The organism is Pseudomonas shahriarae (assembly GCF_014268455.2).
Lineage (GTDB): Bacteria > Pseudomonadota > Gammaproteobacteria > Pseudomonadales > Pseudomonadaceae > Aquipseudomonas > Aquipseudomonas shahriarae.
The window spans coordinates 2,706,139-2,732,909 of record NZ_CP077085.1; the positions used below are offsets into that span (position 1 = coordinate 2,706,139).

General features: G+C 60.7%; 23 protein-coding genes, 1 tRNA gene and 1 pseudogene. 15 read left to right on the forward strand and 10 right to left on the reverse strand.

What is annotated here, in order from left to right; genetic code table 11:
* Positions 1–66 precede the first annotated feature (66 nt).
* Positions 67–537, forward strand: a complete 471-nt coding sequence (locus HU773_RS11990; protein WP_057439656.1) for a DUF1289 domain-containing protein — start codon at positions 67–69, stop codon at positions 535–537.
* 250 nt (positions 538–787) lie between these two features.
* Here the strand turns inward: HU773_RS11990 and HU773_RS11995 are convergent, their stop codons facing one another.
* The gene (locus HU773_RS11995; protein ID WP_057439655.1) at positions 788–1,654 is read right to left on the reverse strand and encodes a universal stress protein; all 867 of its coding nucleotides are present in this window, start codon (positions 1,652–1,654) and stop codon (positions 788–790) included.
* Positions 1,655–1,811: 157 nt separating this feature from the next.
* Here HU773_RS11995 and HU773_RS12000 point away from each other — a divergent pair, with 157 nt between their 5' ends.
* Positions 1,812–2,414, forward strand: a complete 603-nt coding sequence (locus tag HU773_RS12000) for a MiaE family protein (RefSeq protein WP_186625856.1) — start codon at positions 1,812–1,814, stop codon at positions 2,412–2,414.
* Here the strand turns inward: HU773_RS12000 and HU773_RS12005 are convergent.
* The gene (locus HU773_RS12005) at positions 2,370–3,569 is read right to left on the reverse strand and encodes an MFS transporter (protein WP_057439653.1); all 1,200 of its coding nucleotides are present in this window, start codon (positions 3,567–3,569) and stop codon (positions 2,370–2,372) included. The genes HU773_RS12000 and HU773_RS12005 overlap by 45 nt on opposite strands.
* Positions 3,570–3,726: 157 nt before the next feature.
* Between HU773_RS12005 and HU773_RS12010 the strand changes: the two genes are divergently transcribed.
* Both HU773_RS12010 and HU773_RS12015 read left to right on the forward strand, forming a co-directional pair.
* Positions 3,727–4,434: a winged helix-turn-helix domain-containing protein gene (locus HU773_RS12010; RefSeq protein ID WP_057439652.1), complete on the forward strand. Its 708-nt coding sequence runs from the start codon at positions 3,727–3,729 to the stop codon at positions 4,432–4,434.
* Positions 4,435–4,438: 4 nt separating this feature from the next.
* Positions 4,439–5,719 (forward strand): ATP-binding protein, encoded by a 1,281-nt coding sequence (locus HU773_RS12015; protein WP_057439651.1) that lies wholly within the window; start codon positions 4,439–4,441, stop codon positions 5,717–5,719.
* Positions 5,720–6,320: 601 nt separating this feature from the next.
* Here the strand turns inward: HU773_RS12015 and HU773_RS12020 are convergent.
* Positions 6,321–7,112, reverse strand: coding sequence for a MipA/OmpV family protein (locus HU773_RS12020; RefSeq protein WP_057959828.1), 792 nt, complete (start codon positions 7,110–7,112; stop codon positions 6,321–6,323).
* Positions 7,113–7,333: 221 nt separating this feature from the next.
* On the opposite strand from HU773_RS12020, the gene nosR reads away from it, so the two are divergent.
* The 6 genes from nosR (at position 7,334) to HU773_RS12050 (ending at position 15,181) form a co-directional block, all read left to right on the forward strand.
* A complete protein-coding gene (gene nosR / locus HU773_RS12025) occupies positions 7,334–9,514 on the forward strand; it encodes a transcriptional regulator NosR (protein ID WP_186625855.1) in 2,181 nt (726 codons plus the stop codon).
* Between the two features lie 38 nt (positions 9,515–9,552).
* Positions 9,553–11,475 carry a TAT-dependent nitrous-oxide reductase gene (gene nosZ / locus HU773_RS12030; RefSeq protein ID WP_057439642.1) on the forward strand — a complete coding sequence of 641 codons (1,923 nt, stop codon included), beginning with the start codon at positions 9,553–9,555 and terminating at the stop codon, positions 11,473–11,475.
* 190 nt (positions 11,476–11,665) lie between these two features.
* Entirely contained in the window at positions 11,666–12,913 is a 1,248-nt protein-coding gene (locus HU773_RS12035; RefSeq protein ID WP_186625865.1) for a nitrous oxide reductase family maturation protein NosD, read from the forward strand.
* Entirely contained in the window at positions 12,913–13,824 is a 912-nt protein-coding gene (locus HU773_RS12040; RefSeq protein WP_186625864.1) for an ABC transporter ATP-binding protein, read from the forward strand. Before HU773_RS12035 ends, HU773_RS12040 begins: the two co-directional genes overlap by 1 nt.
* Positions 13,821–14,651, forward strand: a complete 831-nt coding sequence (locus HU773_RS12045) for an ABC transporter permease (protein ID WP_120732632.1) — start codon at positions 13,821–13,823, stop codon at positions 14,649–14,651. Before HU773_RS12040 ends, HU773_RS12045 begins: the two co-directional genes overlap by 4 nt.
* Complete coding sequence (locus HU773_RS12050) at positions 14,648–15,181, forward strand: nitrous oxide reductase accessory protein NosL (RefSeq protein ID WP_225923856.1); 534 nt, start codon at positions 14,648–14,650, stop codon at positions 15,179–15,181. Before HU773_RS12045 ends, HU773_RS12050 begins: the two co-directional genes overlap by 4 nt.
* Before the next feature lie 206 nt (positions 15,182–15,387).
* Here the strand turns inward: HU773_RS12050 and HU773_RS12055 are convergent, their stop codons facing one another.
* Positions 15,388–16,674 (reverse strand): MFS transporter, encoded by a 1,287-nt coding sequence (locus tag HU773_RS12055; protein WP_057439638.1) that lies wholly within the window; start codon positions 16,672–16,674, stop codon positions 15,388–15,390.
* Between the two features lie 143 nt (positions 16,675–16,817).
* Here HU773_RS12055 and ggt point away from each other — a divergent pair, with 143 nt between their 5' ends.
* Together ggt and HU773_RS12065 are read left to right on the forward strand one after the other, a co-directional pair.
* Positions 16,818–18,542 (forward strand): gamma-glutamyltransferase, encoded by a 1,725-nt coding sequence (gene ggt, locus HU773_RS12060; RefSeq protein WP_057959811.1) that lies wholly within the window; start codon positions 16,818–16,820, stop codon positions 18,540–18,542.
* Between the two features lie 229 nt (positions 18,543–18,771).
* Positions 18,772–18,845 (forward strand) — tRNA-Cys (locus HU773_RS12065).
* Between the two features lie 100 nt (positions 18,846–18,945).
* Here HU773_RS12065 and HU773_RS27790 read toward each other — a convergent pair.
* Positions 18,946–19,515 carry a site-specific integrase gene (locus tag HU773_RS27790; RefSeq protein WP_437181146.1) on the reverse strand — a complete coding sequence of 190 codons (570 nt, stop codon included), beginning with the start codon at positions 19,513–19,515 and terminating at the stop codon, positions 18,946–18,948.
* 28 nt (positions 19,516–19,543) lie between these two features.
* Here HU773_RS27790 and HU773_RS12080 point away from each other — a divergent pair.
* Together HU773_RS12080 and HU773_RS12085 are read left to right on the forward strand one after the other, a co-directional pair.
* Positions 19,544–19,672: pseudogene (locus HU773_RS12080) on the forward strand (cell wall hydrolase); the annotation flags it as partial.
* Positions 19,672–20,196, forward strand: a complete 525-nt coding sequence (locus HU773_RS12085) for a lysis system spanin subunit (protein WP_128593611.1) — start codon at positions 19,672–19,674, stop codon at positions 20,194–20,196. The pseudogene HU773_RS12080 and the gene HU773_RS12085, both read left to right, overlap by 1 nt.
* Before the next feature lie 191 nt (positions 20,197–20,387).
* Here HU773_RS12085 and HU773_RS12090 read toward each other — a convergent pair whose 3' ends face one another.
* Together HU773_RS12090 and HU773_RS12095 are read right to left on the reverse strand one after the other, a co-directional pair.
* Positions 20,388–21,278, reverse strand: a complete 891-nt coding sequence (locus HU773_RS12090; protein WP_115128044.1) for a tetratricopeptide repeat protein — start codon at positions 21,276–21,278, stop codon at positions 20,388–20,390.
* Between the two features lie 57 nt (positions 21,279–21,335).
* Positions 21,336–21,776, reverse strand: coding sequence for a hypothetical protein (locus HU773_RS12095; protein ID WP_120732757.1), 441 nt, complete (start codon positions 21,774–21,776; stop codon positions 21,336–21,338).
* A 302-nt stretch (positions 21,777–22,078) separates the two neighbouring features.
* Here HU773_RS12095 and HU773_RS12100 point away from each other — a divergent pair, with 302 nt between their 5' ends.
* A complete protein-coding gene (locus HU773_RS12100; protein WP_115128046.1) occupies positions 22,079–22,348 on the forward strand; it encodes a hypothetical protein in 270 nt (89 codons plus the stop codon).
* 300 nt (positions 22,349–22,648) lie between these two features.
* Here the strand turns inward: HU773_RS12100 and HU773_RS12105 are convergent, their stop codons facing one another.
* The 3 genes from HU773_RS12105 to HU773_RS12115 form a co-directional block, all read right to left on the reverse strand.
* A complete protein-coding gene (locus HU773_RS12105) occupies positions 22,649–25,174 on the reverse strand; it encodes a TonB-dependent siderophore receptor (RefSeq protein ID WP_057959806.1) in 2,526 nt (841 codons plus the stop codon).
* Positions 25,175–25,274: 100 nt separating this feature from the next.
* Positions 25,275–26,216, reverse strand: coding sequence for a FecR domain-containing protein (locus HU773_RS12110; protein WP_120732759.1), 942 nt, complete (start codon positions 26,214–26,216; stop codon positions 25,275–25,277).
* Positions 26,213–26,698 (reverse strand): sigma-70 family RNA polymerase sigma factor, encoded by a 486-nt coding sequence (locus HU773_RS12115; protein WP_057959804.1) that lies wholly within the window; start codon positions 26,696–26,698, stop codon positions 26,213–26,215. Before HU773_RS12115 ends, HU773_RS12110 begins: the two co-directional genes overlap by 4 nt.
* Positions 26,699–26,771 lie beyond the last annotated feature (73 nt).

A 26,771-nucleotide genomic window follows, 5' to 3' on the forward strand; every position in this document is an offset into this window, starting at 1 on the left:
GGGTGATGAACCTTAGACAAAGGGCTAACATGGGCCACTGTTTCGCTGATTTGTGCGTTGTCACCCATGCCCAACCAAACCATCAAGACCCCCTGCATCGGCCTGTGCTCCACGGTTTACGGCGATCTCGTGTGCCGCGGCTGCAAGCGTTTCCACCATGAAGTGATCCAGTGGAACGGCTATGGCGAGGAAGAAAAACGCGCAGTATGGCTGCGGCTTGAGCAACTGCTGGTGCAGGTCATGGCGGGCAAGCTGGAAGTATTCGACCCCAAACGGCTGCGCTGGCAACTCGAACAGCGAAAAATCCGCTTTGTGCCGCACCAGTCCGAATACTGCTGGGCCTACCAGTTGATCGCCCGGGGCGCGCGGGTGATCAACAACCTGGAAGCCTATGGCATGGTGCTGATGCCGGAGTTTCGCGACTGGAACCTGCCGGAACTGCGTGATGCCATTGATCGGGAGTTTTTTATCCTGTCCGAGGCGCATTACCAGCGCTATATCGCCCCTGGCTTCCTCAAGGATGCACTAGGTCACTGACTGTCGCCGATCAACATGTGGGAGCTGGCTTGCCCGCGATGGCGGCGTGTCAGTCAGGCATCTATCAACTGACCCACCGCCATCGCAGGCAAGCCAGCTCCCACTTTTGTTCTGGGGTGTGGCCAAAATATCCTGCCCTGCCAAGATCCCTTGTGGGAGCGGGCTTGCCCGCGATAGCGCCAGTTCAGTCAGGGATGTATCAACTGACTCACCGCTATCGCGAGCAAGCCCGCTCGCACATGTCTGATCTTCACTGTGCCTTGCTGGCCAGTTCCTCCAGGTGGTCGATGATGCTCTGGGGCTTGAGCACCAGCACATCGCTCTCCAGCGCATCCAGCACCACTTCCGCCGTATTGCCGATCAGCGCCCCGGAAATCCCGGTGCGTGCCACGGTGCCAATGATCGTGACGGCCGCCCTCAACTTATAGGCGGTATGAGGGATCAGCACATCCGCCGGGCCTTCTTCGATATGCAGGCGGCTGTCGTCAATGTCGAATTCGGCCTGGAACGCCTTGCACTGCTCGCGATAGCGCGCCTCGATGGTTTCCTTGAGCTGGAACACCGGATCGGCTGCCGACAGCATGGGCGAGGGATGGGCGCTGATGACATGCAACTGGCCCTTGGCCAGGCTGGCGATGTCAAAGCCATGGTCGATGATGGCCGCGTGCAGGTCTTTATGCTCGTTATCCAGGTTGCCCACGTCGATGGCCGCCAGGATCACCCCGTCGGTCCATGGGGTCGCGGTCTTGACCAACAGCACAGCGGCCGGGCACAAGCGCAGCAGTTTCCAGTCCGCCGGCGTCAGCAGGGCCTTTTTCAGCGGGCTGTCGGGGTAGTGCTGCTTGATCACCAGTGCGCAACCTTCGGCCTGCTGCACACCGATGATGGTTTCGTGCAGGTTGTTGTTCCAGGCCAGTTCGGTTGTGACGTTGTAGCCATCGGCCGACAATTGCTCTTTGAGCAAGGCCAATAGCGCCGAATGCTCATGCTTTTTGTCGCACACCAGCAGATGCAAATGAGCGCCTGTCACCCCAGCGATCAGCTTGGCGCGCTTGAGGGCCAGGCTTTCCGAGTGTTCGGGCTCAATGATCACCAGGATTTTGCCAATTTCGTTCATGAGCGAGATCTCCAAGGGTGGGAAGGGCAAGGCTTCGAACAACTATAGTTGTTGCCCGCCGTACAGCATGTTGATGCACATCAAGCCCCGTGACTGGTGGTCTGCGGCGGGGTCGGTATAATCGGCGGCCTTTTGTGACCCTTTGCCCGTGAGCCCGATGAACCTCCCCGAAATCCATGACTTCCTCGGTTGCCGCACCCCTGATACCTGGGTCCAGGCCGCACTGGCCGACCAGGAAACCCTGCTGATCGACCATAAAAACTGCGAATTCAAGGCCGCCAGCACGGCCTTGAGCCTGATTGCCAAGTACCACTCCCATGTCGACCTGATCAACATGATGTCGCGCCTGGCCCGCGAAGAGCTGGTGCACCATGAGCAAGTCATGCGCCTGATGAAAAAACGCAAGATCGAGCTGCGCCAGCTGCATGCCAGCCGCTATGCCTCGGGTTTGCGCAAGGTGGTACGCAGCCACGAACCGGTGAAGCTGGTGGACACCCTGGTGGTCGGGGCGTTTATCGAAGCGCGCAGTTGCGAGCGTTTCGAAGCACTGGTGCCGCATTTGGACGAAGAACTCGGCAAGTTCTACTTTGGCCTGCTGAAAAGCGAGGCACGGCATTTCCAGGGCTATCTGAAGCTGGCCTATCAATACGGTGATGCCAAGGATGTTGCCCAGGTCATCGAGCGGGTGAGGGCGGCCGAGCAGGAATTGATCGAATCACCCGATATCGAGTTCCGCTTTCACAGTGGCGTGCCAGCCTGAGGCCACGGCCACGCCGATCAGCGCGGTGATCCCGGTCAGCAGCAGGATCACCGTTTGCGTGCCAAAAGGTGCCGCCAGCACGGCAATTGCCAGGCCCGCCAATGGCTGCGCGAGGTTATTGAACAAGGTGATCACGCCCACCGTCTTGCCGAAATCCTGCACGGGAATGACCCGCTGACGGGTGCTGCGCATGTACACGTTGAACATCTTGTCGAAACCGGTGACCAGCAGAAAGCCCAGGGTGTACAGCCAGAGGTTGGGACTGATCGCCATGATCAATGCCCCAAGCGCAATCACCGAATACGACAGCCCGCCCAGCACTTTCAACGCCAGGCTCGAGCGCGCCAGGTAAAACAGGATGACGATGGTCACCACCGCGCCGGCGGCCTGCAGCAGTGCATAGGCATCCTTGTCGGCCGCGTAGAGGCCGGTCACCATGGCGGCGGAGGTGGCCAGCGTCACGCCAATAATCAAATTCACGCCGACTGCCAGGGCGATAATGCGCTTGAGCTCCGCCAGGTTACGGATATGCCCGAGCGCGATGCGTAGCGGTTGCAGCCAGATATCCCGGTGTTGCGCGTGGTTTTCGAGATTCACCGTGGTAGTGCGCTGCCAAACCAGCATTGCCAGGTCTGCCAGCACAAACAGCCCGGCAATCCCCAGCACCACCCAATGCCAGGCCCACACCTCCAGCATCAGCGCAGCAATCAGTGGCCCTAGCACCAGGCCGCTCTGGTCGGCGATTTGCGAGTAGGAGAGGGTCTTGGCGTAGGTGTAATGCTTGAAAATATGCGGCATGACGACTTCTCGCGCCATGATGCCCTGGGTCGTCAGCACTCCACACAGCGCCGACAGGATCACCAGCCAATGGATGCCGCCGAACATCGCGTACAGCGCCACGGCCACCAGGCACGCCAGCGCCCGGTAGGCCTGGCTGATATGCAGGATGCGCACGGGCGAAAACTTGTCGCACAATGCCCCGCACACCGGGAACGCCAGGTATCGCGGCAGCGACTCGATAAAGAACGCCAGCCCGGCCCACGCTACGCTGTTGGTGGTTTGAAATACGATCAGCGGCACAATAAACAGCAGAATCTGGTCCGCCAGCCGGGACAGGAACAGCGAAACAAAGAACGCCAGGTAATCCTTGCGCATACAACTCCCTGTGGGTGGCGTTAAACATTGCAGGCTAATTGTTAAAAACTCTTAAAAACATGAAGCTTCGTCAGCCGCTGCTGGCCAGGCGCTTTTGCCGGACAGCTTGCCACCTATAATGCTCGCTCTTCAATCCGCTTTTGCACACTGAGAACGTATGGAAAACCTGGGTCTGGGCAAGGTCCTACTCGTTGAGGACGATGAGAAGCTGGCAGGGCTGATCGCGCATTTTCTGTCACAGCATGGCTTTGAAGTGCGCGTGGTGCACCGGGGCGATGAGGCGTTGGCGGTGTTCCTGGCGTTCAAACCGAAGATTGTCGTGCTCGACCTGATGCTGCCGGGCCAGAGCGGCCTGCATGTGTGTCGCGAGATCCGCAATGTGTCCGACACCCCCATCGTGATCCTCACCGCCAAGGAAGACGACCTGGACCATATCCTCGGCCTGGAATCCGGCGCCGATGACTATGTGATCAAACCGATCAAGCCGCCGGTGCTGCTGGCACGCCTGCGCGCCTTGCAGCGCCGCCATCTGCCCGAGCCGACGGTGCGTGGTTCCCTGGCGTTCGGCCAACTGGCGATTGACCGCAGTTGTCGGGGGGTAAGCCTGGGTGACGAGAAGATCGACCTGACCACCATGGAGTTCGAGCTGCTGTGGCTGTTGGCCAGCAGCGCGGGCAAGATCCTCTCGCGGGACGATATCCTCAACCGCATGCGCGGGATCGCCTTCGATGGGCTCAACCGCAGTGTCGATGTGTATATCAGCAAGCTGCGCAACAAGCTCAATGACAACCCCCGCGAGCCGGTGTGCATCAAGACCATCTGGGGCAAGGGCTACCTGTTCAACCCGTTTGCCTGGGAGGCCTAGCCCGATGCTGCGCCTGTTTCTGCGTCTGTACATCATCCTGGCCCTGGGCCTGGCCGGGGCAATCTGGCTGGTGAACTACACCTTCGACGAACTGCTGCCCGAAGCCAACGAAACCTACAACCGCGAAGCCATGCGCGGCCCGGCCTACGGCCTGGTGGAGCAGTTGCGCCCGCTGCCGGCTGGCGTGGCCCGCGAGGCACGCCTGGCCGAGCTGCAGCAGCACTATGGCCTGCGCCTGGCCTTGATTGCCCGGGACGCTGCGGCACTCACCTCCCGCGAGCAACAATTGCTGACTGACGGCAAGCTGGTGGTGCGCGGCGACTTTATGGAGTTCATCACCGAAATCGACGGTGGCGCGCAGCTGCTTCAGATCAAGCTGCCGGTGGAGCCGCGCTGGCTGTACCTGTGGGCCTATAGCTTGTTGGGCCTGTGCCTGGCGATTGTCCTGTATTTCTGGGTACGCCCGCACTGGCGCGACCTGGAGCATATCCGCCTGGCGGCCCAGCGATTTGGTGACAATGACCTGGGCTCGCGCATCCTCCTGCCACGGCGCTCGAGCGTGCGCGAGTTGGCCGGGCACTTCAACCAGATGGCCGAGCGCATCGAACACCTGATCGCCAATCAGCGCGAGCTGACCAATGCGGTGTCCCATGAACTGCGCACGCCGATTGCGCGCTTGTCGTTTGAACTCGACCAACTCAAACAGGAGGCCGATCCGCGCCAGAGCCGCGCGTTGATCGGCGATATGTACGCCGACCTAGGCGAACTGGAGGACATGGTTTCCGAACTGTTGACCTACGCCAGCCTTGAACGTGGCGCGACACAGGTCACCCGCGAGAACATCGAGGCCCACAGCTGGCTCGACAGTGTGATCGGCAGCGTGGCCCTGGAAGCCGAGGCCGAAGGCGTGCAACTGTCCCTGGGCACCTGTGAAGTCGACTTCATCCAGATCGAACCGCGGTTTATGGCTCGCGCGGTGATCAACCTGCTGCGCAATGCCATTCGTTACGCCGAGCATCGGGTCGAGGTGTCGCTGGTCAAGTTCGGCAGTGGTTATGAAGTACGCGTCTGCGACGACGGTCCCGGCGTACCCGAGGACGGCCGGGAGAAAATCTTCCAACCCTTTATGCGCCTGGACGCCAGCCGCGACCGCCGCACCGGCGGCTTTGGCCTGGGCCTGGCGCTGGTGCAGCGGGTCAGCCAGTGGCATGGCGGGCAGGTGCAGGTGCTGGACTCGCAGTGGGGCGGGGCGTCGTTCCGGATGACCTGGGCGTACGCCGACTGATCCTCTGCAAACCCATGAAGATTGTAAATGTGGGGGCTGGCGGGTGTGGAAGCTGGCTAGTCGGGTCGCCGCCTCGCTGCGATGGTCGTAAACGATGACGTTGGGTACCTGACACTCTGTGGCGATCTATTGGGCCGCCATCGCAGGCAAGCCAGCTCCCACAGGGGAATGCAGCTTCGCGCCCCGGCTTTAGCATTGCTGTTGCTGTTGCTGTTGCTCTGCTTTTGATCTGGCTTTTGATCTTAGGCGCCCCGTTAAACCACGATGGCCGCAGGCAGGTATTGCGCAGTGGGCACCCCGGCATGGATGCCGGGGTAGCCGCGACACGGCCATGGATGGCCGATCGCGGCGGGCCCACGGAGCAATGCCTGACTGCGGGCATGCCGAGCCTAGGCGAGGCACCGAGTGGTGGGGCAAAAGCGCTTTGGTTACTTTCGCGCTCTTCGAAAGTGACCCGCCGTAAGGGCGGAACCAATAGCCGCCGTGACCGCAGCAACGGATATGTACACCCCCCCCCCCAACAACCCAAAAAGAGCGAATGACCATCGCAGTAATGGAGCGACCGGCAAGCCAGCCCCCCCTGTCTGATCGGGTTTGCAAATCAAAAGCTGTAGTTCAGCACACCCATCACGGAGGTTTGCATCCGGCGTTCCACAATCGGGCTTTTGCCGGCATCCCCCGACAAATACTGCACATCCAGCAAGGTAGAGAAGGTTGTGTGGTCGCCCAGCGGCACGCTCCAATCGAGGTTCAAGCCCCGGCTGACCATCCCACCCTTGGCGTCATACGCGCGAAAGCGGCTGTGCTGGGCCTGGCCGGGGGTGACGCCGTACCAGGTGCGCACATAGTTGCCATCGCCAAAGAGGCTATTGAGGCTGGCGTCCACGGTGCCGTAGTCACCGTCATACAGGTTGGTGCCAATGCTCAGCTCCAGGGAGGTAAACGCCTTGCCGCTGTCTTTTTTATCGTCTTGCTCCAGCGCATGTTCCAGGGTCGCGCCCAGCACGGCCGTGCCCAAGGTGTAGCTGGCACTCACACCGAACTGCGGTCGCGACTTGATTTGGCCCATGCCCTTGAGCCGGTCGGAGCCCAGGCTGGTGCTTTTCTTCTGGTCCTTGCGCGCAGTGCTGGCGCCGACATAGGCACTGAAACTGAGGTTGTCATCCTCATAACCCCAGCCCAGCCCCTTGTTGGTATCGAGAAAAATCCCCCACGGGCTGACGACGTTTGCGCCCAGCAATGGCGCGGTCATACGCTCATTGCTGCCGCTGTAACGCGGCAGGTTGGCCGCCCCGGCTTGCAGGCTGTATTGCCAGTCGGCGGCGGCTGACAGTTGGGTGCAGGTGATCAGGCACACAGAAGTGGCAGCGAGGTAAATCGTTTTTGAACGCATGATGGCCTTCGTCATTCCAAGGAAGGCTCAAATCCTAGGGACGGCGTGGGCAGGGGTCTTTGACAGCTTTGTCGGGAAACTGTCAAAGACTGTTAAGTGGGGGCGCAACGCCCAGCGCCCAAACGCCGCACCGCCCCCAGACTTGATTTCAATCAAGGGCTCACTGGCCAGCTGCCACCTACCATCGACTTCATATTCCGGCCGTTGAAGTCAGTGAGCCCATGAACCGCACCAAGCCCTCGGCCCTCGCTACCCTGGCCGCAAGTCCCGTCACCTGGTTGGTTGTCCTGGTGCTGCTGTTCAGCCTGGCCGGCCCGGCCCAGGCCAAGTCCTACGGCGCGATTGAACAACAGCGCATCGACAAGATTTTCCCGCAGACCGACGCCATTTCCGCCGCCGAAGGCAAGTTCAAGGTGCGCACGCTGTCGGCCAACGGCGCGGTCATCGGCTATGTGTTCCAGAGCCTGGACGTGGTGGACATCCCGGCGTATTCCGGCAAACCGATCAACACCCAGGTGATCCTCGACCCGGCCGGGGTGATCCGTGATGCCTATGTGTTGGAGCACCACGAGCCGATTCTGTTGATCGGCATTCCCGAGGCCAAGCTGCATGACTTCACCGCCCGCTATAGCGGGATCAACGTCAAGCAACGGGTGGTGGTGGGGCACTCCAGCGACAGCCAGGCGGTGACTGTGGATGCGGTGGCCGGCGCTACTGTCACGGCCATGGTGGTCAATGAGGTGATCATGCGCGCCGCCCACGAGGTGGCGGTGTCGCTCAAGCTGATCGAGGACAAGGCCAGTACCGCGCAGAAAGTCGCGTTGGTGCGCGCTGACCTGTTCGAGCCGGCCAACTGGGCGCAGTTGACCGGCAACGGCGCGGTGCGCCGCCTGCACCTGACGCGCGGGCAAGTGGACGCGGCCTTCAAGGGCACCGAGGCCGAAGGCGTGGAAGTGGCGGCGCCGGGGCAGGTCGACGAGACCTTTATTGACCTGTATGTGGCCGATCTCAACGCGCCGACCATCGGCCGCAACCTGTTGGGCGACGCGCAATACCGGGTGCTGATGCAGGGCCTCAAGCCCGGCGAGCAGGCCATTGCGGTGCTGGGGCGTGGGTTGTTTTCGTTCAAGGGCTCGGGCTACGTGCGCGGCGGGATTTTTGATCGGGTGCAATTGCGCCAGTTCGGCAATGTCATCAGCTTCCGCGATATGGACCACCAGCGCCTGTATGACGTGTTCGCCGAGGGCATGCCCGAGTTCGACGAGATGTCGGTGTTTATCGTGCGCCCCCAGGCCGGGTTCGACCCTGGCTCGGCCTGGACCCTGGAACTGCTGGTACGGCGCCAGACCGGCCCGGTCAGCGGCACCTTCAGCAGTTTTGAATTGCCCTACCAGATGCCCGAGGCGTATCTGGAGCGCCCGTTGCCGACTGCCGCCGAGCAGGCTGCCATCGACGAAGCGAATCGGCCGATGTGGCTGACGATCTGGTACCAGAAACACGTGCAGATCCTGATCCTGGGCGCAGCCCTGGTACTGCTGACGGTGATTCTGTTTTTGCAGGACAGCCTGGCCCGGCGCCCGCGCCTGTTGCATTGGGTACGCCGTGGCTACCTGCTGTTTACCGTGGTGTTTATCGGCTGGTACGCCCTGGGGCAGCTGTCGGTGGTCAATGTGCTGACCTTTGTGCATGCGCTGTTCCAGCAGTTCCGCTGGGAGCTGTTCCTCACCGACCCGCTGATCTTCATGCTCTGGGTATTCACCGCCGCCAGCATCCTGCTGTGGGGCCGAGGTGTGTTCTGCGGCTGGTTGTGCCCGTTCGGGGCGCTGCAGGAGCTGATCAATGAGGCGGCGCGCAGGCTCAAAGTGCGCCAGTTCGAGCTGCCGTTTGCCGTGCATGAGCGGCTGTGGGCGATCAAGTATTTGATCCTGCTGGGGCTGTTTGGCTTGTCGCTGGAGTCGATGGCCACCGCCGAGCGGTTTGCCGAAGTGGAGCCGTTCAAGACCGCCATCACCCTGCATTTCGACCGCCAGTGGTGGTTCGTGCTGTACGCGGTGGCGCTGCTGGTGATCAACCTGTTCACGCGCAAAGTCTACTGCCGCTACATCTGCCCGCTGGGCGCCGCGCTGGCGATCCCCAGCAAGTTCAGGCTGTTCGACTGGCTCAAACGGCGCAAAGAGTGTGGCGATCCGTGCCAGTTGTGCGCCAAGGAATGCGAAATCCAGGCGATTCACCCTGACGGCCATATCAACGCCAATGAATGCCACTACTGCCTGGATTGCCAGATGACTTGGCACAACGACCACAAATGCCCGCCACTGATCAACAAGCGCAAGAAACGCAACAAGGCCGCACCCGCCACTGGGCAATTGATCCCGGTGGTGCAGGTGGCGGTGCCTGAATGACGGCCTTGGGCACTCACTTTTCCCATCTGGAGCACATCATGAACGACAGTGAATCGAAAAAAGCCGGGGCCACCCCGGAACCTGAAGGCATGAGCCGGCGTGGCTTCCTTGGCACCGGCGCAGTCACCGGCGCGGTGCTGGCAGGGGCCTCGGCCCTCGGTGGTACGGTGTTTACCCGCGAGTCCTTTGCGGCGGCGGCCAAAGAAGCCAAGTCGAAGATCCATGTGGGCCCAGGGGAGCTGGATCAGTACTACGGTTTCTGGAGCGGCGGCCACCAGGGTGAGGTGCGGGTACTCGGTGTGCCGTCGATGCGTGAACTGATGCGTATCCCGGTGTTCAACGTCGATTCCGCCACCGGCTGGGGCCTGACCAACGAGAGCAAGCGCATCCTGGGCGAGGGCGCCAAGTACCAGAACGGCGATTGCCATCACCCGCACCTGTCCACCACCGATGGCCGCTACGACGGCAAATACCTGTTCATCAACGACAAGGCCAACACCCGCGTGGCGCGGATCCGCCTGGACATCATGAAGTGCGACAAGATCGTCACCGTGCCCAACGCCCAGGCGATCCACGGCCTGCGCCTGCAAAAGGTGCCGTACACCAAGTACGTGTTCTGCAACGCCGAGTTCATCATCCCGCACCCCAATGACGGCCACACCTTCGACCTGCAGGACAAGAACAGCTTCACCATGTTCAACGCGATCGACGCCGAGAAGATGGAAATGGCCTTCCAGGTCATCGTTGACGGCAACCTCGACAACGCCGACATGGACTACACCGGCAAATACGCGGCGGCCACCTGCTACAACTCGGAGAAAGCCTCCGACCTGGGCGGCATGATGCGCAACGAGCGCGACTGGGTGGTGGTGTTCAACATCCCGCGCATCGAGGCGGCTATCAAGGCCGGCAAGTTCATCAACCTCGACGGCGTCAAGGTGCCGGTGGTGGACGGGCGCAAGGGCGATGATGGCAAGGACAGCGAATTCACCCGCTATATCCCGGTGCCGAAGAACCCCCACGGCTGCAACACCTCGCCGGACGGCAAGTACTTTATCGCCAACGGCAAGCTGTCGCCGACCTGCACCATCATTGCCATCGACAAGCTCGACGACCTGTTCAGCGACAAGATCAAAGACCCGCGCGGCGTGGTGGTCGGCGAGCCGGAACTGGGCCTGGGCCCGCTGCACACCACTTACGATGGCCGGGGCTTTGCCTACACCACGCTGTTTATCGACAGCCAGGTGGTCAAGTGGAACATCGCCGAAGCCATCCGCGCCTACGGCGGCGAGAAGGTCAACTACATCAAGCAGAAGCTCGATGTGCACTACCAACCCGGCCACAACCATGCCTCGCTCACCGAGACCCGGGATGCCGACGGCCAATGGCTGGTGGTCCTGAGCAAATTCTCCAAGGACCGCTTCCTGCCGACCGGCCCGCTGCACCCGGAAAACGACCAGTTGATCGACATCTCGGGCGATGAAATGAAACTGGTCCACGACGGCCCGACCTTCGCCGAACCCCATGACTGTGTGATGGCGCGGCGCGACCAGATCAAGACCAAGAAAATCTGGGAACGCAACGACCCCTTCTTCGCCGAAACCGTGGCCATTGCGGCCAAGGACGGGATCAAGCTGGAGACCGATAACAAGGTGATCCGCGACGGCAAGAAAGTGCGGGTGTACATGACGTCCATGGCGCCGACCTATGGCCTGACGGAGTTCACCGTCAAGCATGGCGATGAGGTCACTGTGACCATCACCAACATCGACCAGATCGAGGACGTGACCCACGGCTTTGTCATGACCAACCATGGCGTGAGCATGGAAATCAGCCCGCAGCAGACCTCTTCCATCACCTTCATTGCCGATAAACCGGGGCTGCATTGGTACTACTGCAGCTGGTTCTGCCATGCGCTGCATATGGAGATGGTGGGGCGGATGTTGGTCGAGCGCACTTAACGGCGAGCACCAACCAATGTGGGAGCGGGCTTGCCCGCGATAGCGGCGGTTCAGCCACTGTTTTTGGTGGCTGGTACACCGCCATCGCAGGCAAGCCAGCTCTCACACCAGATCTGTGTCGCTCCACAGATTGGGCTTTGATCAAAAGGAAGACTCCGTGGCTCGACCCCGCACGTTATGGACCGGGTGTGTGTGGCTGCTATTTTCGGCCGCCGCCGGCGCTGCTGTACTGCCCATTACCGACCTGCCTTTGGTCGCCGCAGGCCCGCAGCACTGGCGCCTGCCTGCCGGTGACTACCAGGGCTCCTTCAGCATCGACCAACCCCTGCAACTGACTTGCGAACCCGGTGCGGTGATCCACAGCCAAGGCCTGGGTAATGGCTTGCTGATCAACGCTGCCGACGTCACCGTCGAGGGCTGCACCTTCCTCGACTGGGGCCATGACCTCACCGCGATGAACGCGGCCATCTTCATCCAGCCCAAGGCCCACGGCGCCCTGATCAAGAACAACCGCCTGCGCGGCCAGGGTTTTGGCGTGTGGGTCGATGGCACGGCGGATGTGAGCGTGATCGACAACCAGATCCAGGGCGACCCGACCATGCGCTCCCAGGACCGGGGCAATGGCATCCACCTCTACGCAGTCAAAGGCGCGCGGGTGATCGGCAACCAGGTGCGCGATGCCCGCGATGGCATCTACATCGACACCTCCAACGGCAACCTGCTGCAAGGCAACACCCTGGAAGACCTGCGCTACGGCATCCACTACATGTTCGCCAATGACAACCAGGTACTCGGCAATATCACCCGCCGCACCCGCACCGGCTATGCGCTGATGCAAAGCCGCAAGCTGACGGTAATCGGCAATCGCTCCGAGGAGGATCAGAACTACGGGATCCTGATGAACTACATCACCTATTCCACCTTGCGCGACAACGTGGTCAACGACGTGCGCGACGGCACAACCGGCGACACCATGATCACCGGGGCCGAAGGCAAGGCGTTGTTTATCTACAACTCGCTGTTCAACAGCATCGAACACAACCACTTCGGGCGCAGCGCGGTGGGCATTCACCTCACGGCCGGCTCCGAGGACAACCGGATTGCCAACAATGCCTTTGTCGGCAACCAGCGCCAGGTCAAGTACGTGGCCACCCGCTTGCAGGAATGGTCGGCAGAAGGCCGCGGCAATTACTGGAGCGACTACCTGGGCTGGGACCGCAATAACGACGGCCTCGGGGATGTGGCCTACGAGCCCAACGATAACGTCGACCGCCTGCTGTGGTTGTATCCCCAGGTGCGCCTGTTGATGAACAGCCCCGGCATCGAGTTGCTGCGCTGGGTGCAGCGGGCGTTTCCGGTGATCAAGTCGCCGGGGGTGATGGACAGCCATCCGCTGATGCAAGACCCCACGCTTTCCCTGCTCAAGGAGCCTGCATGATGCCCGTTGTCGAAATCGAAGGCGTGACCCAGCGTTATGGGCGCGCCACTGTGCTGCACGACTTGAGCCTGAGCCTGGCGCCCGGGGAAGTGCTGGGCCTGTTCGGCCATAACGGCGCGGGCAAGACCACCAGCATGAAACTGATCCTCGGCTTGTTGCAGGCAAGCAGTGGTCAGGTGCGGGTGTTCGGTCGCGCGCCCAGCGACCCTCATGTGCGGCAGATGCTCGGCTACTTGCCGGAAAACGTCACGTTCTACCCGCAACTCAGCGGCCTGGAAACCTTGCAGCATTTCGCCCGGCTCAAGGGCGCGCCGTTGAGCCAGGTCCAGACCCTGCTCGAAGACGTCGGCCTGACGGCGGCGGCACGGCGGCGGGTCAAGACCTATTCCAAGGGCATGCGCCAGCGCCTCGGCCTGGCCCAGGCCCTGCTTGGCGAGCCGCGCCTGCTGCTGCTCGACGAGCCCACCGTGGGCCTCGACCCGATTGCCACCCAGGACCTGTATCGCTTGCTCGACCGCCTGCGCGGGCAGGGCACCAGCATCATTCTCTGCTCCCATGTGTTGCCCGGTGTGGAGGCCCATATCAACCGCGCCGCCATCTTGACCCAGGGCCGTCTGCTGGCCCTCGGCACCCTGGCGGCGTTGCGCGAAGAGGCCGGGCTGCCCACCCTGATCCGCAGCAGCGGCCTGCAACGTGCGGCGCACTTGCAAAAACGCTGGAGCGAGGCTGGCCACGTGACCCAGCGCTGGGGCGCGGAAGGGCTGCAAGTGGCGGCGTTGAATGGCAATAAATTGGACCTGCTGCGCCAGTTGCTCGACCAGGACAGCCCCAGCGATGTGGAAATTGTCGTGCCGTCCCTGGAAGACCTGTATCGCCATTACATGGACAGCCCTGTGGAGCGTACCCAATGACGCCAATCTGGAACATGGCCCGCAAAGAATTCAGCGATGGCCTGCGCAACCGTTGGTTATTGGCCATCAGCCTGCTGTTTGCGGTGCTGGCCATCGGCATTGCCTGGCTCGGGGCCGCGGCGTCCGGGCAACTGGGCTTTACCTCTATCCCGGCAACCATCGCCAGCCTGGCCAGCCTGGCGACCTTCCTGATGCCGTTGATTGCGCTGCTGCTGGCCTATGACGCGATTGTCGGCGAGGACGAAAGCGGGACCTTGCTGCTATTGCTCACCTATCCCCTGGGGCGCGGGCAGATCCTGCTCGGCAAGTTTGTCGGGCACGGGTTGATCCTGGCGCTGGCGACCTTTATCGGATTCGGCTGCGCCATGCTCGCCATTGCGCTGCTGGTGGATGACGTCGAGTTCAGCCTACTGCTCTGGGCCTTTGGCCGGTTCATGCTGACCTCGACCTTGCTTGGCTGGGGCTTTTTGGGGCTGGCGTATGTGTTGAGCAGCGTCTCGGCGGAGAAATCCACGGCGGCCGGCTTGGCCCTGGGGGTGTGGTTCTTTTTTGTGTTGGTCTTCGACCTGGCGTTGCTGGCGCTGCTGGTGCTCAGCGAAGGCCAGTTCAGCCCGACGCTGCTGCCCTGGCTGTTGCTGTTCAACCCGGCGGATGTGTACCGCCTGATCAACCTGTCGGGTTTCGATGCCGGCCCCGCGTCCATGGGCGTAATGGCCCTGGGCGCAGACCTGGCGGTGCCGGAGGCGGCGTTGTGGCTGTGCCTGGCGGCGTGGGTCGCCGGGCCATTGGTCTGGGCCTATTGGCTGTTCGGCCGGCGCGCGGCATGAATTTTTTATCGGTGGAGCACGTAAGCATGAAGATGGGGTTGGTTTTACTGTTGAGCCTGCTGTTGGTCGGTTGTGACAAACCGGTGGCGGCGGGGGCGGGTGACGGGCCGGTGGCGTTCCATCCTGCAGATGAGTGCCATGTGTGTGGCATGGTGATCAGCGAGTTCCCGGGGCCCAAGGGCGAGGTGGTGGAGCAGGGCGCGGCGAAGAAGTTTTGCTCTACGGCAGAAATGCTCGGCTGGTGGTTGCAGCCGGAAAACCATCATGCCCAGTCCAAGCTGTATGTGCATGACATGGGGCGCAGCCATTGGGATACCCCGGACGATGCCCATCTGATCGACGCCAAGACCGCCTACTACGTGCTCGGCACCGGGCTCAAGGGCGCCATGGGCGTGGTGCTGGCCTCGTTTGCCGAGCAGGCGGTGGCGCAGAAAATCGCGGCCGATACCGGCGGGCGGGTGCTGCGTTTCGAGGAGATTGACCTGGCTCTGTTGCAGCAGCCGAATGGCATGGGCCATAGCAGTCATTGAGCCCCCCTGTGGGAGCGGGTTTGCCCTAACGCCGATCAGTTAAGCGAACGCAATGCTCAAGGCAGTGAAGATCAAATGTGGGAGCGGGCTTGTCGGATCGCCGCATCGCCGCGAAGACGTCGGCCCAGCAAGCATTGATGTTGACTGACCCACTGCTTTCGCGAGCAAGCCCGCTCCCACAGGGGTGTATAGCTTCGTGCTCGCTCCTAGCGGTTGACCAATTTCGCCGGCAACGCAATCACCAACAAACAACTGAGCAGCAAGCTGGCGGCAAAGAACCACATGGCCCCGGCGCTGCTGCCGGTGATATCTATCGCCAGGCCCATCAACGAGTTACTGACCAGCCCGGCGATATTCGCCAGGGAGCAGGCCAGGGCAAAGCCGGTGGCCGCCGCGGTGCCGGTGAGGAAGGTCGCCGGCAGGCTGAAAAACACCGGTACGGCGCCGAGGATTGCTGCCGAGGCCACGGCAAACAGGGCCACGGTGGCGACCACGTTATGGGTGAAGAACGTGCTGCCGGCCATGGCCACGGCGCCCACCACAAACGGCACGATAATGTGCCAACGGCGCTCGCGGTGTTTGTCGGAGCTGGCGCCGATCAGCAGCATGCCGGCCAGCGCGGCCACACTGGGCAGGGCGGTGAGCAGGCCGATATGGAAGGTGTCGCTGATCCCCGCGTTGCGGATCAGGGTCGGCATCCAGAAACCCATGGCGTAGGCACTGAGCAGGATCGAAAAGTCGATCCCGCCAAGCATCCACACCTTGAGGTTGAAGAACCCTTCGCGAAAACGCCGTGGGCTTTGACTGGCCTGGCTGTCATCGGCCTGCAACTGCTGTTGCAGCAGGGTCTTTTCGGCGGCTGACAACCATTTGGCCTGGTGATAGGTATTGGGCAACGCCCAGAACGCCAATACCCCCAACAGCACGCTGGGCAGGGCTTCAAGCAGGAACAGCCACTGCCAGCCGCGCAGGCCACCGATCTGGTCGAAGTGGCCCATGATCCAGCCGGACAACGGCCCGCCAATCACACTGGACAGCGGCAGGCCGATCATGAACAGCGCAATCACCCGGCCCCGGCGATGGGTGGGGAACCAGGTGGTCAGGTAATACAACACCCCCGGCAGGAACCCGGCTTCGGCGACGCCCAGCAAAAACCGCAGCACATAGAACTGCGTGGTGGAGGTGACCAGCAACGTGCAAGCCGACAGCAGGCCCCAGGTGATCATGATGCGCGCAATCCAGATCCGCGCGCCGACGCGCTCCAGGATCAGGTTGCTGGGTACTTCAAACAGGATATAGCCGACAAAAAACAGGCCGGCGCCCAGGCCGAACGCGGTTTCGCTGAACTGCAGCTGGTCTTGCATCTGCAACTTGGCAAAACCGATGTTGATGCGGTCCAGGTAGGCAGCCAGGTAGCAGAAGCACAGGAACGGGATCAGCTTCCAGGTGATCTTGTGGTACAGCGCGTGAATCGGGTCGGCGACCGTGGGCATCGGTGTGTCTCAGGGCAATGAGGAGGGCGGGGCGAATATAGCATTCCGTCACCGACACGCTCTGTCTGAAACGCGCCACCTGACTGGGGTTGCCGTGCGAAAGAAGCTACGTTTAATGCTTCTAATAAACAGAGTATCCACGGATGAACTACCAACCCCTTACCCGAACCTTGATAGCGACGGCCCTGGTCCTGACATTCAGTGGCGTGCAGGCCGCCTCCCAGGCCCCGGTGGCCGGCGAAAACGGCATGGTGGTGACGGCCCAGCATCTGGCCACCCATGTGGGTGTGGACGTGCTGAAGGCTGGCGGTAACGCCGTGGACGCGGCAGTGGCGGTGGGGTACGCCCTGGCGGTGGTCTACCCGGCTGCGGGCAACCTCGGCGGCGGTGGTTTCATGACCGTGCAACTGGCGGACGGGCGCAAGACCTTCCTCGACTTCCGTGAAAAAGCGCCGCTGGCGGCCACTGCCGACATGTACCTGGACAAGGACGGCAATGTCGTCCCCGGCCTCAGCGCCAAGGGCCACCTGGCGGTCGGCGTGCCCGGCACCGTCTCCGGGATGGAACTGGCCCTGAGCAAATACGGCACCCTCAAACGTGCCCAAGTGATCGCACCGGCGATCAAGCTCGCGGAAGACGGTTTTGCCCTCGACCAGGGCGATATCGACATGCTGCACAGCGCCACCGAAGAGTTCAAAAAAGACCAGGACCTGCGTGGCATCTTTCTCAATAAAGGCGAGCCGCTGCAGGTCGGGCAGAAGCTGGTGCAAAAAGACCTGGCCCGGACCCTGCGGGAAATTTCCGCCAAGGGCACCGATGGCTTCTACAAAGGCTGGGTGGCCAAGGCCATCGTCGACTCCAGCCAGGCCGGCAAGGGCATCATCGCCCAGGCCGACCTGGACAAATACCAGACCCGCGAGCTGGCACCCATCGAGTGCGACTACCGTGGCTACCACGTGGTCTCGGCACCACCACCGAGCTCGGGCGGCCTGGTGATCTGCCAGATCATGAACATCCTCGAAGGTTACCCCATGGCCGAACTGGGCTACGGCTCGGCCCAGGGCACCCATTACCAGATCGAAGCCATGCGCCACGCCTACGTCGACCGCAACAGTTACTTGGGCGACCCGGACTTCGTGCAGAACCCGGTGGAACACCTGTTGGACAAGGACTACGCGGCCAAACTGCGCGCCGCCATCGACCCGCAAAAAGCCGGCGACTCCATGGCTATCAAACCCGGCGTTGCGCCCCATGAGGGCAGCAACACCACCCATTACTCCATCGTCGACAAATGGGGCAACGCGGTGTCGGTGACCTACACCCTCAACGACTGGTTCGGCGCCGGCGTCATGGCCAGCAAGACTGGGGTCATCCTCAACGACGAAATGGACGACTTCACCGTCAAAGTCGGCGTGCCCAATATGTACGGGCTGGTCCAGGGCGAAGCCAACGCCATCGCCCCGGGCAAGGCGCCCTTGTCGTCCATGAGCCCGACCATCGTGACCAAGGACGGCAAGGCCGTGATGGTCATCGGCACACCCGGCGGCAGCCGCATCATCACCGCCACCTTGCTGACCATCCTCAACGTCATCGACTACAAGATGAACATCCAGGAAGCCGTCAACGCCCCACGTTTCCACCAACAATGGATGCCCGACACCACCAACCTCGAAACCTTCGCCCTGAGCCCCGACACCCAGAAAATCCTCGAAAGCTGGGGCCATAAATTCGCCGGCCCCCAAGACGCCAACCACCTGGCCGCCATCCTCGTCGGCGCCCCGTCCCTGGACGGCAAGCCCGTGGGCAACAACCGCTTCTACGGCGCCAACGACCCACGGCGCAATACCGGACTGTCCCTGGGCTACTAAGCCCAGGCAGAGCAGGGGCCAACCGCTCCTGTTCTGCTCCACGGAAGAATATTTTTTGAAATCAAGGGCTTGCCAGTCCCGGCAAATCAGTACATAATTGCCGCCATCGAACGCACTGAGGCATAAAAAACTTCAATGTTTTCAATGAGATAGAGTAGAGGCAAGCTTCACATAGCCCACTCAAGTTTATATGCGGTGAATGTCAGTGGTTTGGGCATTGATCGTTTGAGGCCGAGTAGCAAAATGGTTATGCAGCGGATTGCAAATCCGCCTACGCCGGTTCGATTCCGACCTCGGCCTCCACTCTTGAAAGCCCCGTAGATTAACGTCTACGGGGTTTTTTATTGCCTGTAGGAAAGTGCTGGAGTTCCGAAACTTTAGAGGGTGGAGTTCCGAAACTATCTCATTTTGAAGGCTGCGCGACCGCACCGATGCGCCGGTAAACGCGCTTGGTGATCTCCTGCTCCGAGTGCCCGAGCAGGAGGTTGGCGTCTGCGATATCAGTAATTTCGGATGCCGCCTTCGGTCGGATATCCTTGAACTGAAACTGTTGGATCTTCTCCGCGTCATCAACTCGTCCCTCACTGGCGGCCAAGGAGCGAGCAGCTTCTCGGGCGTCGTCCCATCTGTTACGCAGCATTTGTTGAGACACGCGCATCCCCGTTCTTGCTGCGCTGGGCAGCAGAAGGTGGTTTAGGATTTGGAGGGGAGCCACTCGGTGTCGTATTCGAACTGGGTAACTCGCATTGATCTCGATGCTTGGCAGTTCGCGGCGGAACGTCTCGGTGCCGTAGGGCTTCTTCACGTAGCCCGCTGCCTCTTCCATGAATTTCGGTTTGAAGATGCGCAGCAGGTGGTCGGCTGCTTTTTCGTACTGATCCTCTGGGTAGTTGCCCACGCATACGCCGCCACGACAGACTCGCCAAACCACGCGTTTTGGCGTTGCCTCGGCAGCCTTGATCTTTTCGTCCATGGCGTCCCGAGCGAAGCGGAGCTGATCAATACCGGATCCAACCGGCGGGGCCACGCACTACTACGCAACCACGATGCCCAAGGCTCCGGCCTGGGCGGCGAAGGCCAAGCAGACGTTGCGCTTCGGGCATCACGTTTTTTTCAAGGATGTGCCGTGATGACGCCCGTGCAGAAGCTGGCCGGGCTGATGGTGCTGATCCTGGTGCTGATGGCCAGCGCCGCCGGCTCCGCCTGGCAGGTGCAGGAATGGCGCACGGGCAAGAGGCTGTCCGAGCAGGTCGGCCTGCGCCAGGGCGAGCTGGCTGCCGTCAGCGCGGCCGCCGCCAAGCAGGTGAGCGCCGAGCAGGGCAGGCGCATGGCCCTGGAGCAGACGCTGGCCACATCCGATCAACAACACACCCGAGAACTTTCCGATGCTCAACGCAGCCAGGCTCTCCTGCGTGACCGCCTTGCTACTGCTGATGTGCGGCTGTCAGTCCTTCTCGAGGCCACGGATTCAGCCAGTGGCTTCAACGTGCCTGCCACCACCGGCGGCGTCGGCGTGGTTCATGCAGCCCGTCGAGCCCAACTTGCCCCAGCGCATGCTCAACGAATTATCGCCATTACCGACAGCGGCGATCAAGGATTGATCGCGCGGCGAGCCTGTCAGGCCTACGCAAAAGAAGTCTCTACAGCGAAGTAAAAGGAGCGGCCGGGCATTATGCGTCAACATCCACCCCGGCCCCTTTCCCGCAGAACGCCTTTTCCAGCTTCATGCACAAGCGAGCGACATCAACCTAAAGGCAAAAGAAGGCGGGTTCATTTAAGCGACAGCGGACTTAAGAAACAAATAAATCCGTCTCCTTTTCGGTCTAGGCAAACGGCGCTAGCGCTTCAATTCAAGCCGACTTTGATGGACCGCTCGGAAGACCAGGAGTCCTGGCCTGCTTGCAATGTTGGTTCGGCAGGAATGCGGTATTTACCGAATGCCTTGACGACGGCCTGGTCTACGTCGGCGTTGCCCGAGCTTTCTATCAATGCGATTTTCGGCACATTTGAACCCGGCTTGCCTTGCACTTGCAGCGTCACCGGTTTGCTGGCGCTGCCGCGTTTGAATTGCTTGTTCAAGGCAATCTCGATGTCCAATGTCGTACGGTTTAGACTCTTGCGGCTGGTATCGCTCCAGACGTCGTTGTAGCGCTGTGTCTGTGCAGCCGTCAGCACCAACCCTTGAGAGCGGATCCGCTGAATGCCCTTCCAGGCAACATCGCCGGAATGTTGGCTGGCTTCCACGTAATACATCATTGCCCCGAACAAATCCTGCGGGCCACCGCGGCCTTCCTCCATCAATCTGGCCAATGCGAGTTTACTTTTATCGCTGTCGCTGTTGGTCAGCGCCAACTGATAAAGCCGTCGCGCTTCCACGTCGTTGCGTGCTTGCCCATGCCCCTCTTCGGCCATGCGCGCCAGTCTCTCGTTACCGACGCCATCTACGGCAGCGACGGATTCATAGAGCGATTTGGCCCTGCCAAAATCTTGTGGCAGACCACCACGGCCGGATTCGTACAAACCGCCGAGCGCGATCTTACAACGCACGTTGCCGTCATCGCTGGCTTTACGAATGTATTGAACATCTTCTGCAGTGGGGCTTTTTACGCCCTCAAAAAGTATGCATTGGACTTTGGCCAGAGTTTGTTCAAAGGAGCTTGGCGGCCTGGAGGTTTGGCACCCTGCGATGTGGCCCGTGATTGCCAGTACAACAATTGCCTTTTTCATGTGATGCATGCGTGGAATCCTGCGTTGGAGTAAAGCGGCGGCGGAGTACTCAGTTGGAACAACTGGCTAGGCTTTGGCGGCTCGTCTACCAAAGTGAAACTCACGCTCATGATGGTACAAGAGCATCCACGCCTCTGACTCTGGAAACACGACCAGATCGTCTGAAGCCGGATAGCAGAACTCCGGCCAGTATGAAATGAACACTCCCCAGGTTGTACGCAGCGCGGTCTCTGAATCCCAAGAAAGCGATACTGGCTGCTCTAAATGTGGCTGATGTTGCTTCAGCCAATTGGAACCGGCCTCCGATGCGGCCTCTTCGGCGCTGACCATTTCAGGACGTAGCTCGGTGCTCAGGCCGTGATTACCCATGAACCCTTGCGCCCGCTTATACAACGCCTTCGCCTCATCGGAGGTCACTGAGTGCATTTGCGCGAGGACTTTATTTGGCAACACGGCATACGCTGGATCGGTCCAGCGCCACGCCAATTTATGATCTTGGATGCGCATAGTCTCAACACCTAACTAGAAGTGGGCGATACAAATGATAAATTTTTTACGCCACCTGTGTCGCAGGCCGTCCCTCGTCGTATGTAATCCACGAGTCTTGAGCCGAGTGCCAGTAGCTCAACACGGGCAAAGGAGAAAAGTGACAAGTTCTACATTAAGGATACGAATTTGTGGGCATCAGGTCTTTAATCGGTTAATAGTTAAGCATTCCCGTTCATTAGCGTCCGCTTTTGACTGACCAAGAGTTTATGTAACCTCACGAATCCGCTAGCACTCTCGCTTTTAGAATCCGGGATCACTTTATGCAGACTGACCAGACCAAGCTACTCGCGCTCGCACTGCTTGAGATCAGGACATTGCTTGCCGATTACCTGGGCAGAGATGTAGATGCTCCTATGAGTGTCCGTGTCGCGGCACATATGGCCTATGCGCTCCACAATGAGGCGGAGGCTGCATACAACAACGCAGATTTTCAGATCGCCAAGGCAAGCTTTAAAATCGCTGCAATCGATCAGATTCTTGGTGTCACTGACGGTGCCGCATTGTTGAGCAGGTTTAACGTCGAAGCCTAAGTCATTCCGGATAGCGCGCAACTTAGATGAACGCTTCTGGCCGATTGCTGTCTGTCATGAGGGGCCGCATTCGGCCAAAAGCCGCCGATCGGGTCAGGCGGCTTATGACCCGCTTCCGTCATTCAGAACAGGCTAATTGGCAAAAGTCAGACAATTGAACGCGTCGATGAAATAAGGGGCGATTCAAAAGTGTTTTCGGCGTGGCCTCAAGCGCTTGAGCTAAATTTGCCCAGGCCTGAACGTACTCGTCGTACCCCCGGCGCCTTGGCGCAGGGGGTAAGCGTACTACCGAGAAACCGCCTAGAAGCTGTATTTCACATTGAACATCACGTTGCGCGGCGCCCCCCAGAACACTGTGCCGTAATTGCCAATACCACTGTAGTAGTGCTTGTCGAACAGATTGTTGACGTTGAGAGTCGCCTTCAGGTCGCGGGTGACATCATAGCCGCCAACCAGCCCCACCAGTGCGTAAGACTTCTGCTCGAATTTGGCGGTGGGGTCTTTGATCTCGTACCAATCCTCGTCGCTTGGCTTAAAGAACGTCGAACTCTGCCAGTAGGCATTGCCGCCCACGGTGAATTTGTGCCAATCGCCCTGCAAGCGGTAGTTGGTTGCCATCTTGAGCAGGTGCTGCGGCTGGTTGGTAGCCACGCGCCGGTCATCCGCGTTATGGGACTCGGCAAAGGTGTAGCCTGCCATCACCTGCAGGTCATTCATCAGTTCGCCGTTAACCTCCAGCTCGACGCCGCGAGTAGTGACGCCTTTCTCTGCTCGATAGGCACTGCTACCGCTCGGTGTGCTACCGCCGGTGGGTACGGCGAAGTTGTCCTGCTTGAGCTCGAACAGCGCCATGCTGGCATTTAGGCGGTTGTCGAAGTAGGCGCCCTTGATGCCGACCTCATAACTTTCGCCGGAGAGTGGGTCGATAGGTTTTCCGTCCGGGCCGAGGCTGTAGGCCTGCGGTTTGAAGATGTCGGTGTAGCTGGCGTAGGCCGTGTGGTAGGCGTCCAGATCGTAGGTGATACCGGCATAAGGCACGATTTCGCTGGAGTTGGTGGCGCTGGCCGGAAGGCGGCGACCGATGGCGTTGATCGTGTCGATGTCCCATTTGTAGTCGACGATACGGGCGCCCAGGATCACTGCCAGCGCGTCGGTCGGTTTAAGGATGGTGGCCGCGAACCCGACTTTCTGCCGTGCTTCGATATTGAAGGTCGACCACCATTCGAAGTCCCTCGGTGTATCGCCATAGCCATCCCATTGGAATACATCGTTGATGATGCCATTGGTAACCCCGTCGTGGCGCTTGGACGTGGATTCGGTATGGGCGATGCTGTAGCCGAATACGGCTTCGTGCATGCGACCACCCAGCGAAAACGGGCCGCGGGCATACAGGTCCAGGCCTTTTTCCTTGCTGGTAGTGTTGAACTTGCTCGCGGTGCCGCTGTTGTTCACATAGCCGCTGGCGCGGTCGACGTTGCCGGCGATGAAGCCGTGGGAGATGCTTGCGTCGGCCTGAATGGCCTCACTGCTGATGCCCGAGATCAGCTCCCTCGAACGGTAGTCGCGGCTGCTGGCGACCCCCTTGAGGACCCAGTCGTTGTCGAAGCTGTGGGCCAACTCCACGAAAGTGCGCTGGGTTTCCTGATTGCGCCAGGTCCAGCGATCGGCAGCGTTGGTGTCACGATCGAACTTGGCCCTGCGGCCATCCATAAAGAACGCGGGCAGGGCACCGGTGGTGCTGCCGTTGTCATAGTTTTTCTGTACGTCATGGCCGAGTGTGAGCAGGGTTTTCTCGCTCAAGTCGGCTTCCAGCACACCGTAGAAGGTATTTTGTTCGCCGGTCAGGTAATCGACATAACTGCGCTGCGACTGCGTACCCGCGACCATGCGGCCACGGATATTGCCGCTGTCGGTCAACGGCCCGGCGAAGTCAAAATCGGCCTGGTATTTATCCCAGGAGCCTGCGCCGACACTGATATGGCCCTGCGCCTCGGCAGTCGGGCGCTTGCGCACCAGGTTGATGACCCCCGAAGGATTGCCGGAGCCGTTGACCAGGCCGGTCGCACCCTTGAGCACTTCGACTCGGTCATAGATCAGGCTGTTGCCGATACTGTAGTTGTCGCGCAATGAGCCGCCGTCCGAGGACAGGCTGGGCACGCCATCGAACTGGAAGTTATCCAGCTTGAAACCGCGCGAATAGAAAGTGAAGGCCTCGGAGCTCTCCTGGTTGACGGTGATGCCAGGGGTTTGCTTCAGGACATCGGAAACACTTTGCAGGTTCTGGTCGTCCATCTGCTGGCGTGTCACTACGCTGATTGACTGTGGAGTCTTGCGCAGGCTCAGGTCCAGGCGTGTGGCGGCGGCAGTTGCGCCGGTGGTGTAGGAACCACTGCCTTCTGTGGTGACGCTCAAGCTTTGGCCGGTGATGCTGGTTGCATCCAGTTGCAGCGCTGAACCGGCCTGCGCCTGAGGCGCAAGCACCCAATTGTTACCCACCAGCAGAGCTTCCAGCCCGCTACCAGCCAGCAGTTGGGCAAACCCCTGCTCGGTGCTGAAGCGACCTTTTAGCCCGCGACTCTGTTGTCCCTGGGTCAGCGTCGCATCAAACGACAGCAGCACCCCGGCCTCGCGGGCGAAGCGGTTCAAGGTTGCTACCAATGGCCCCGGTGGAATGTCGTAAACGCGGCTGACCTGTTCGGCGTGGGCCTGGGCATCCGTTGACAGCAGCGGGGCCAGCATCCCGACCTGCAGCGCTATGGCACTGCCAAGCAGCAGGGGGGTGAGGTGTTTTCGGCGCGCGTGTGGGTAGATTGTCGCTCTAGACATGACAGCTCCTTAAAATGCCTGTTTGGGCGGTTTTCAGAAGAGCTCGTACGAGAGTGGCCAATCCGACAATGCAACTGAGAATTTTTTTCATTCGTTTGGTTTAATCGGCCGGGGTGAGCCTGACCCAATAGCGCGTCCAGGTATTGACCTTCAGCTTTAGCGCCCCGGCGATTGCCACCAGTGCGCGGTCGGTGTCATCCAACGGGTACACCCCGGCGAGACGCAGCTGCGCCACATCGTCACTACAGCTCAACACGCCCGGGCGGTAACGCTGGAGTTCGGCCAGAGCGCGGCGCAGCGGCCAGCCGTCCAACACCAACTGACCTTCGCGCCACTCAGTGCTAGCAAGGTCAGCCGCACGGGGCTCGGATAGCGGCCCGCTGTTGAAGGTCAGGGCCATGCCAGCATCGACCCGCACTTCGTGTTCGCTTGCGGCGTTGTGCACCGCGACAGCGTGTTCGATGACGATCAGCTCTGTGCGGTCTGCATGCAGGCGCACGTTGAAGCGGGTACCGAGGGCGCGCATTCGGCCATGCACCGTGTGCACGCGCAACGGGCGTGGGTCGCTAGCGGTGTAAACGGCAATCTCGCCCTCGACCAGTTCTATCAGCCGCTGGTCTGCGCTGTAGCGGATATCGACGGCAGAATCTGTATTGAGCGTCAGCCGCGTACCGTCCTCCAAGGTCAGGCTGCGGCGTTCGCCCTTGACGGTGCGCACGTCGGCCAACCAAACCGGCGAGTGGCGATAACCCGTCCAGACAGCCCCTGAAACGCCAAGACCCAGCACCAGGCCCTTGAGTAGCGTACGCCGCCCCAGTTCCCCATGGCCTGCGACAAGGGTGTGCCGTGCCAGCGGACCGGGAACACCGGCAAGATCTGCTTGCAACCGCTCAAGGCGCTCCCACGCCCAACCGTGCAACGGCGACTGATCGAGCCAGACCTGCCACTGCCTGCGGTTATCCGCACAGTCACGCGCCGCGTGGAGGCGCGCATGCCATTGCGCCGCCTCGCGCAGGGCTTTGCGTTGATCGGAAGGATTCATAGTTGCGCATCGAAAGCGAACAGCAGGCACCGCTCTGTCGCCTTGGCCATGTACTTGGTCACCGAGCTGACGGACACCCCGAGGCGCTGCGCGACCTCAGGGTAGCTCAGGCCATCGAGCTGTACGTACAGGAAGGTATCTCGCACTTTCTGGCCCAGGCCGTCGAGCATGGCATCCAGTTGCATCAGGGTTTCCAGCATCAGTAGGCGCTGTTCGGGGGAGCACTCCTCGAGGAGCGGCTGGCTGCCCAGAAACTCAAGGTAGGCCTGCTCCAGGTTGCGTCGGCGCAATTGGTCGATCATCACCCTTCGGGCCACCGTGGCCAGGAAGCTGCGCGGCTCTCTCAATGGCTGGCGCAGTGCGCTGCTGATCAGGCGCAAGAACGTGTCCTGGGTGATATCCGCGGCACGATCTGCATCACCTAGGCGCCGACGAATCCAGCCCTGAAGCCATTGGCTGTGGTCGCGATAGAGCGCATGCATATCATCCTGGGGGGAGGATTCGGGCGACTGAGGGTAGGACACCTAGATCTTCCTAGTTACAAGATGCGGATAA

Bases quoted from the DNA above. Each gene is read 5' to 3' on its own strand.
- HU773_RS12105 (WP_057959806.1), bottom strand. From the start codon at position 25,174: ATGTCTAGAGCGACAATCTACCCACACGCGCGCCGAAAACACCTCACC.
- HU773_RS12000 (WP_186625856.1), top strand. From the start codon at position 1,812: ATGAACCTCCCCGAAATCCATGACTTCCTCGGTTGCCGCACCCCTGAT.
- HU773_RS12010 (WP_057439652.1), top strand. From the start codon at position 3,727: ATGGAAAACCTGGGTCTGGGCAAGGTCCTACTCGTTGAGGACGATGAG.
- HU773_RS12095 (WP_120732757.1), bottom strand. From the start codon at position 21,776: ATGCGCATCCAAGATCATAAATTGGCGTGGCGCTGGACCGATCCAGCG.
- HU773_RS12040 (WP_186625864.1), top strand. From the start codon at position 12,913: ATGCCCGTTGTCGAAATCGAAGGCGTGACCCAGCGTTATGGGCGCGCC.
- ggt (WP_057959811.1), top strand. From the start codon at position 16,818: ATGAACTACCAACCCCTTACCCGAACCTTGATAGCGACGGCCCTGGTC.
- HU773_RS11995 (WP_057439655.1), bottom strand. From the start codon at position 1,654: ATGAACGAAATTGGCAAAATCCTGGTGATCATTGAGCCCGAACACTCG.
- HU773_RS12020 (WP_057959828.1), bottom strand. From the start codon at position 7,112: ATGCGTTCAAAAACGATTTACCTCGCTGCCACTTCTGTGTGCCTGATC.
- HU773_RS27790 (WP_437181146.1), bottom strand. From the start codon at position 19,515: ATGGACGAAAAGATCAAGGCTGCCGAGGCAACGCCAAAACGCGTGGTT.
- HU773_RS12055 (WP_057439638.1), bottom strand. From the start codon at position 16,674: ATGCCCACGGTCGCCGACCCGATTCACGCGCTGTACCACAAGATCACC.
- HU773_RS12090 (WP_115128044.1), bottom strand. From the start codon at position 21,278: ATGCATCACATGAAAAAGGCAATTGTTGTACTGGCAATCACGGGCCAC.
- HU773_RS12005 (WP_057439653.1), bottom strand. From the start codon at position 3,569: ATGCGCAAGGATTACCTGGCGTTCTTTGTTTCGCTGTTCCTGTCCCGG.
- HU773_RS12085 (WP_128593611.1), top strand. From the start codon at position 19,672: ATGACGCCCGTGCAGAAGCTGGCCGGGCTGATGGTGCTGATCCTGGTG.
- HU773_RS12045 (WP_120732632.1), top strand. From the start codon at position 13,821: ATGACGCCAATCTGGAACATGGCCCGCAAAGAATTCAGCGATGGCCTG.
- nosR (WP_186625855.1), top strand. From the start codon at position 7,334: ATGAACCGCACCAAGCCCTCGGCCCTCGCTACCCTGGCCGCAAGTCCC.
- HU773_RS12115 (WP_057959804.1), bottom strand. From the start codon at position 26,698: ATGCATGCGCTCTATCGCGACCACAGCCAATGGCTTCAGGGCTGGATT.
- HU773_RS12050 (WP_225923856.1), top strand. From the start codon at position 14,648: ATGAATTTTTTATCGGTGGAGCACGTAAGCATGAAGATGGGGTTGGTT.
- HU773_RS11990 (WP_057439656.1), top strand. From the start codon at position 67: ATGCCCAACCAAACCATCAAGACCCCCTGCATCGGCCTGTGCTCCACG.
- HU773_RS12015 (WP_057439651.1), top strand. From the start codon at position 4,439: ATGCTGCGCCTGTTTCTGCGTCTGTACATCATCCTGGCCCTGGGCCTG.
- HU773_RS12100 (WP_115128046.1), top strand. From the start codon at position 22,079: ATGCAGACTGACCAGACCAAGCTACTCGCGCTCGCACTGCTTGAGATC.
- HU773_RS12110 (WP_120732759.1), bottom strand. From the start codon at position 26,216: ATGAATCCTTCCGATCAACGCAAAGCCCTGCGCGAGGCGGCGCAATGG.
- nosZ (WP_057439642.1), top strand. From the start codon at position 9,553: ATGAACGACAGTGAATCGAAAAAAGCCGGGGCCACCCCGGAACCTGAA.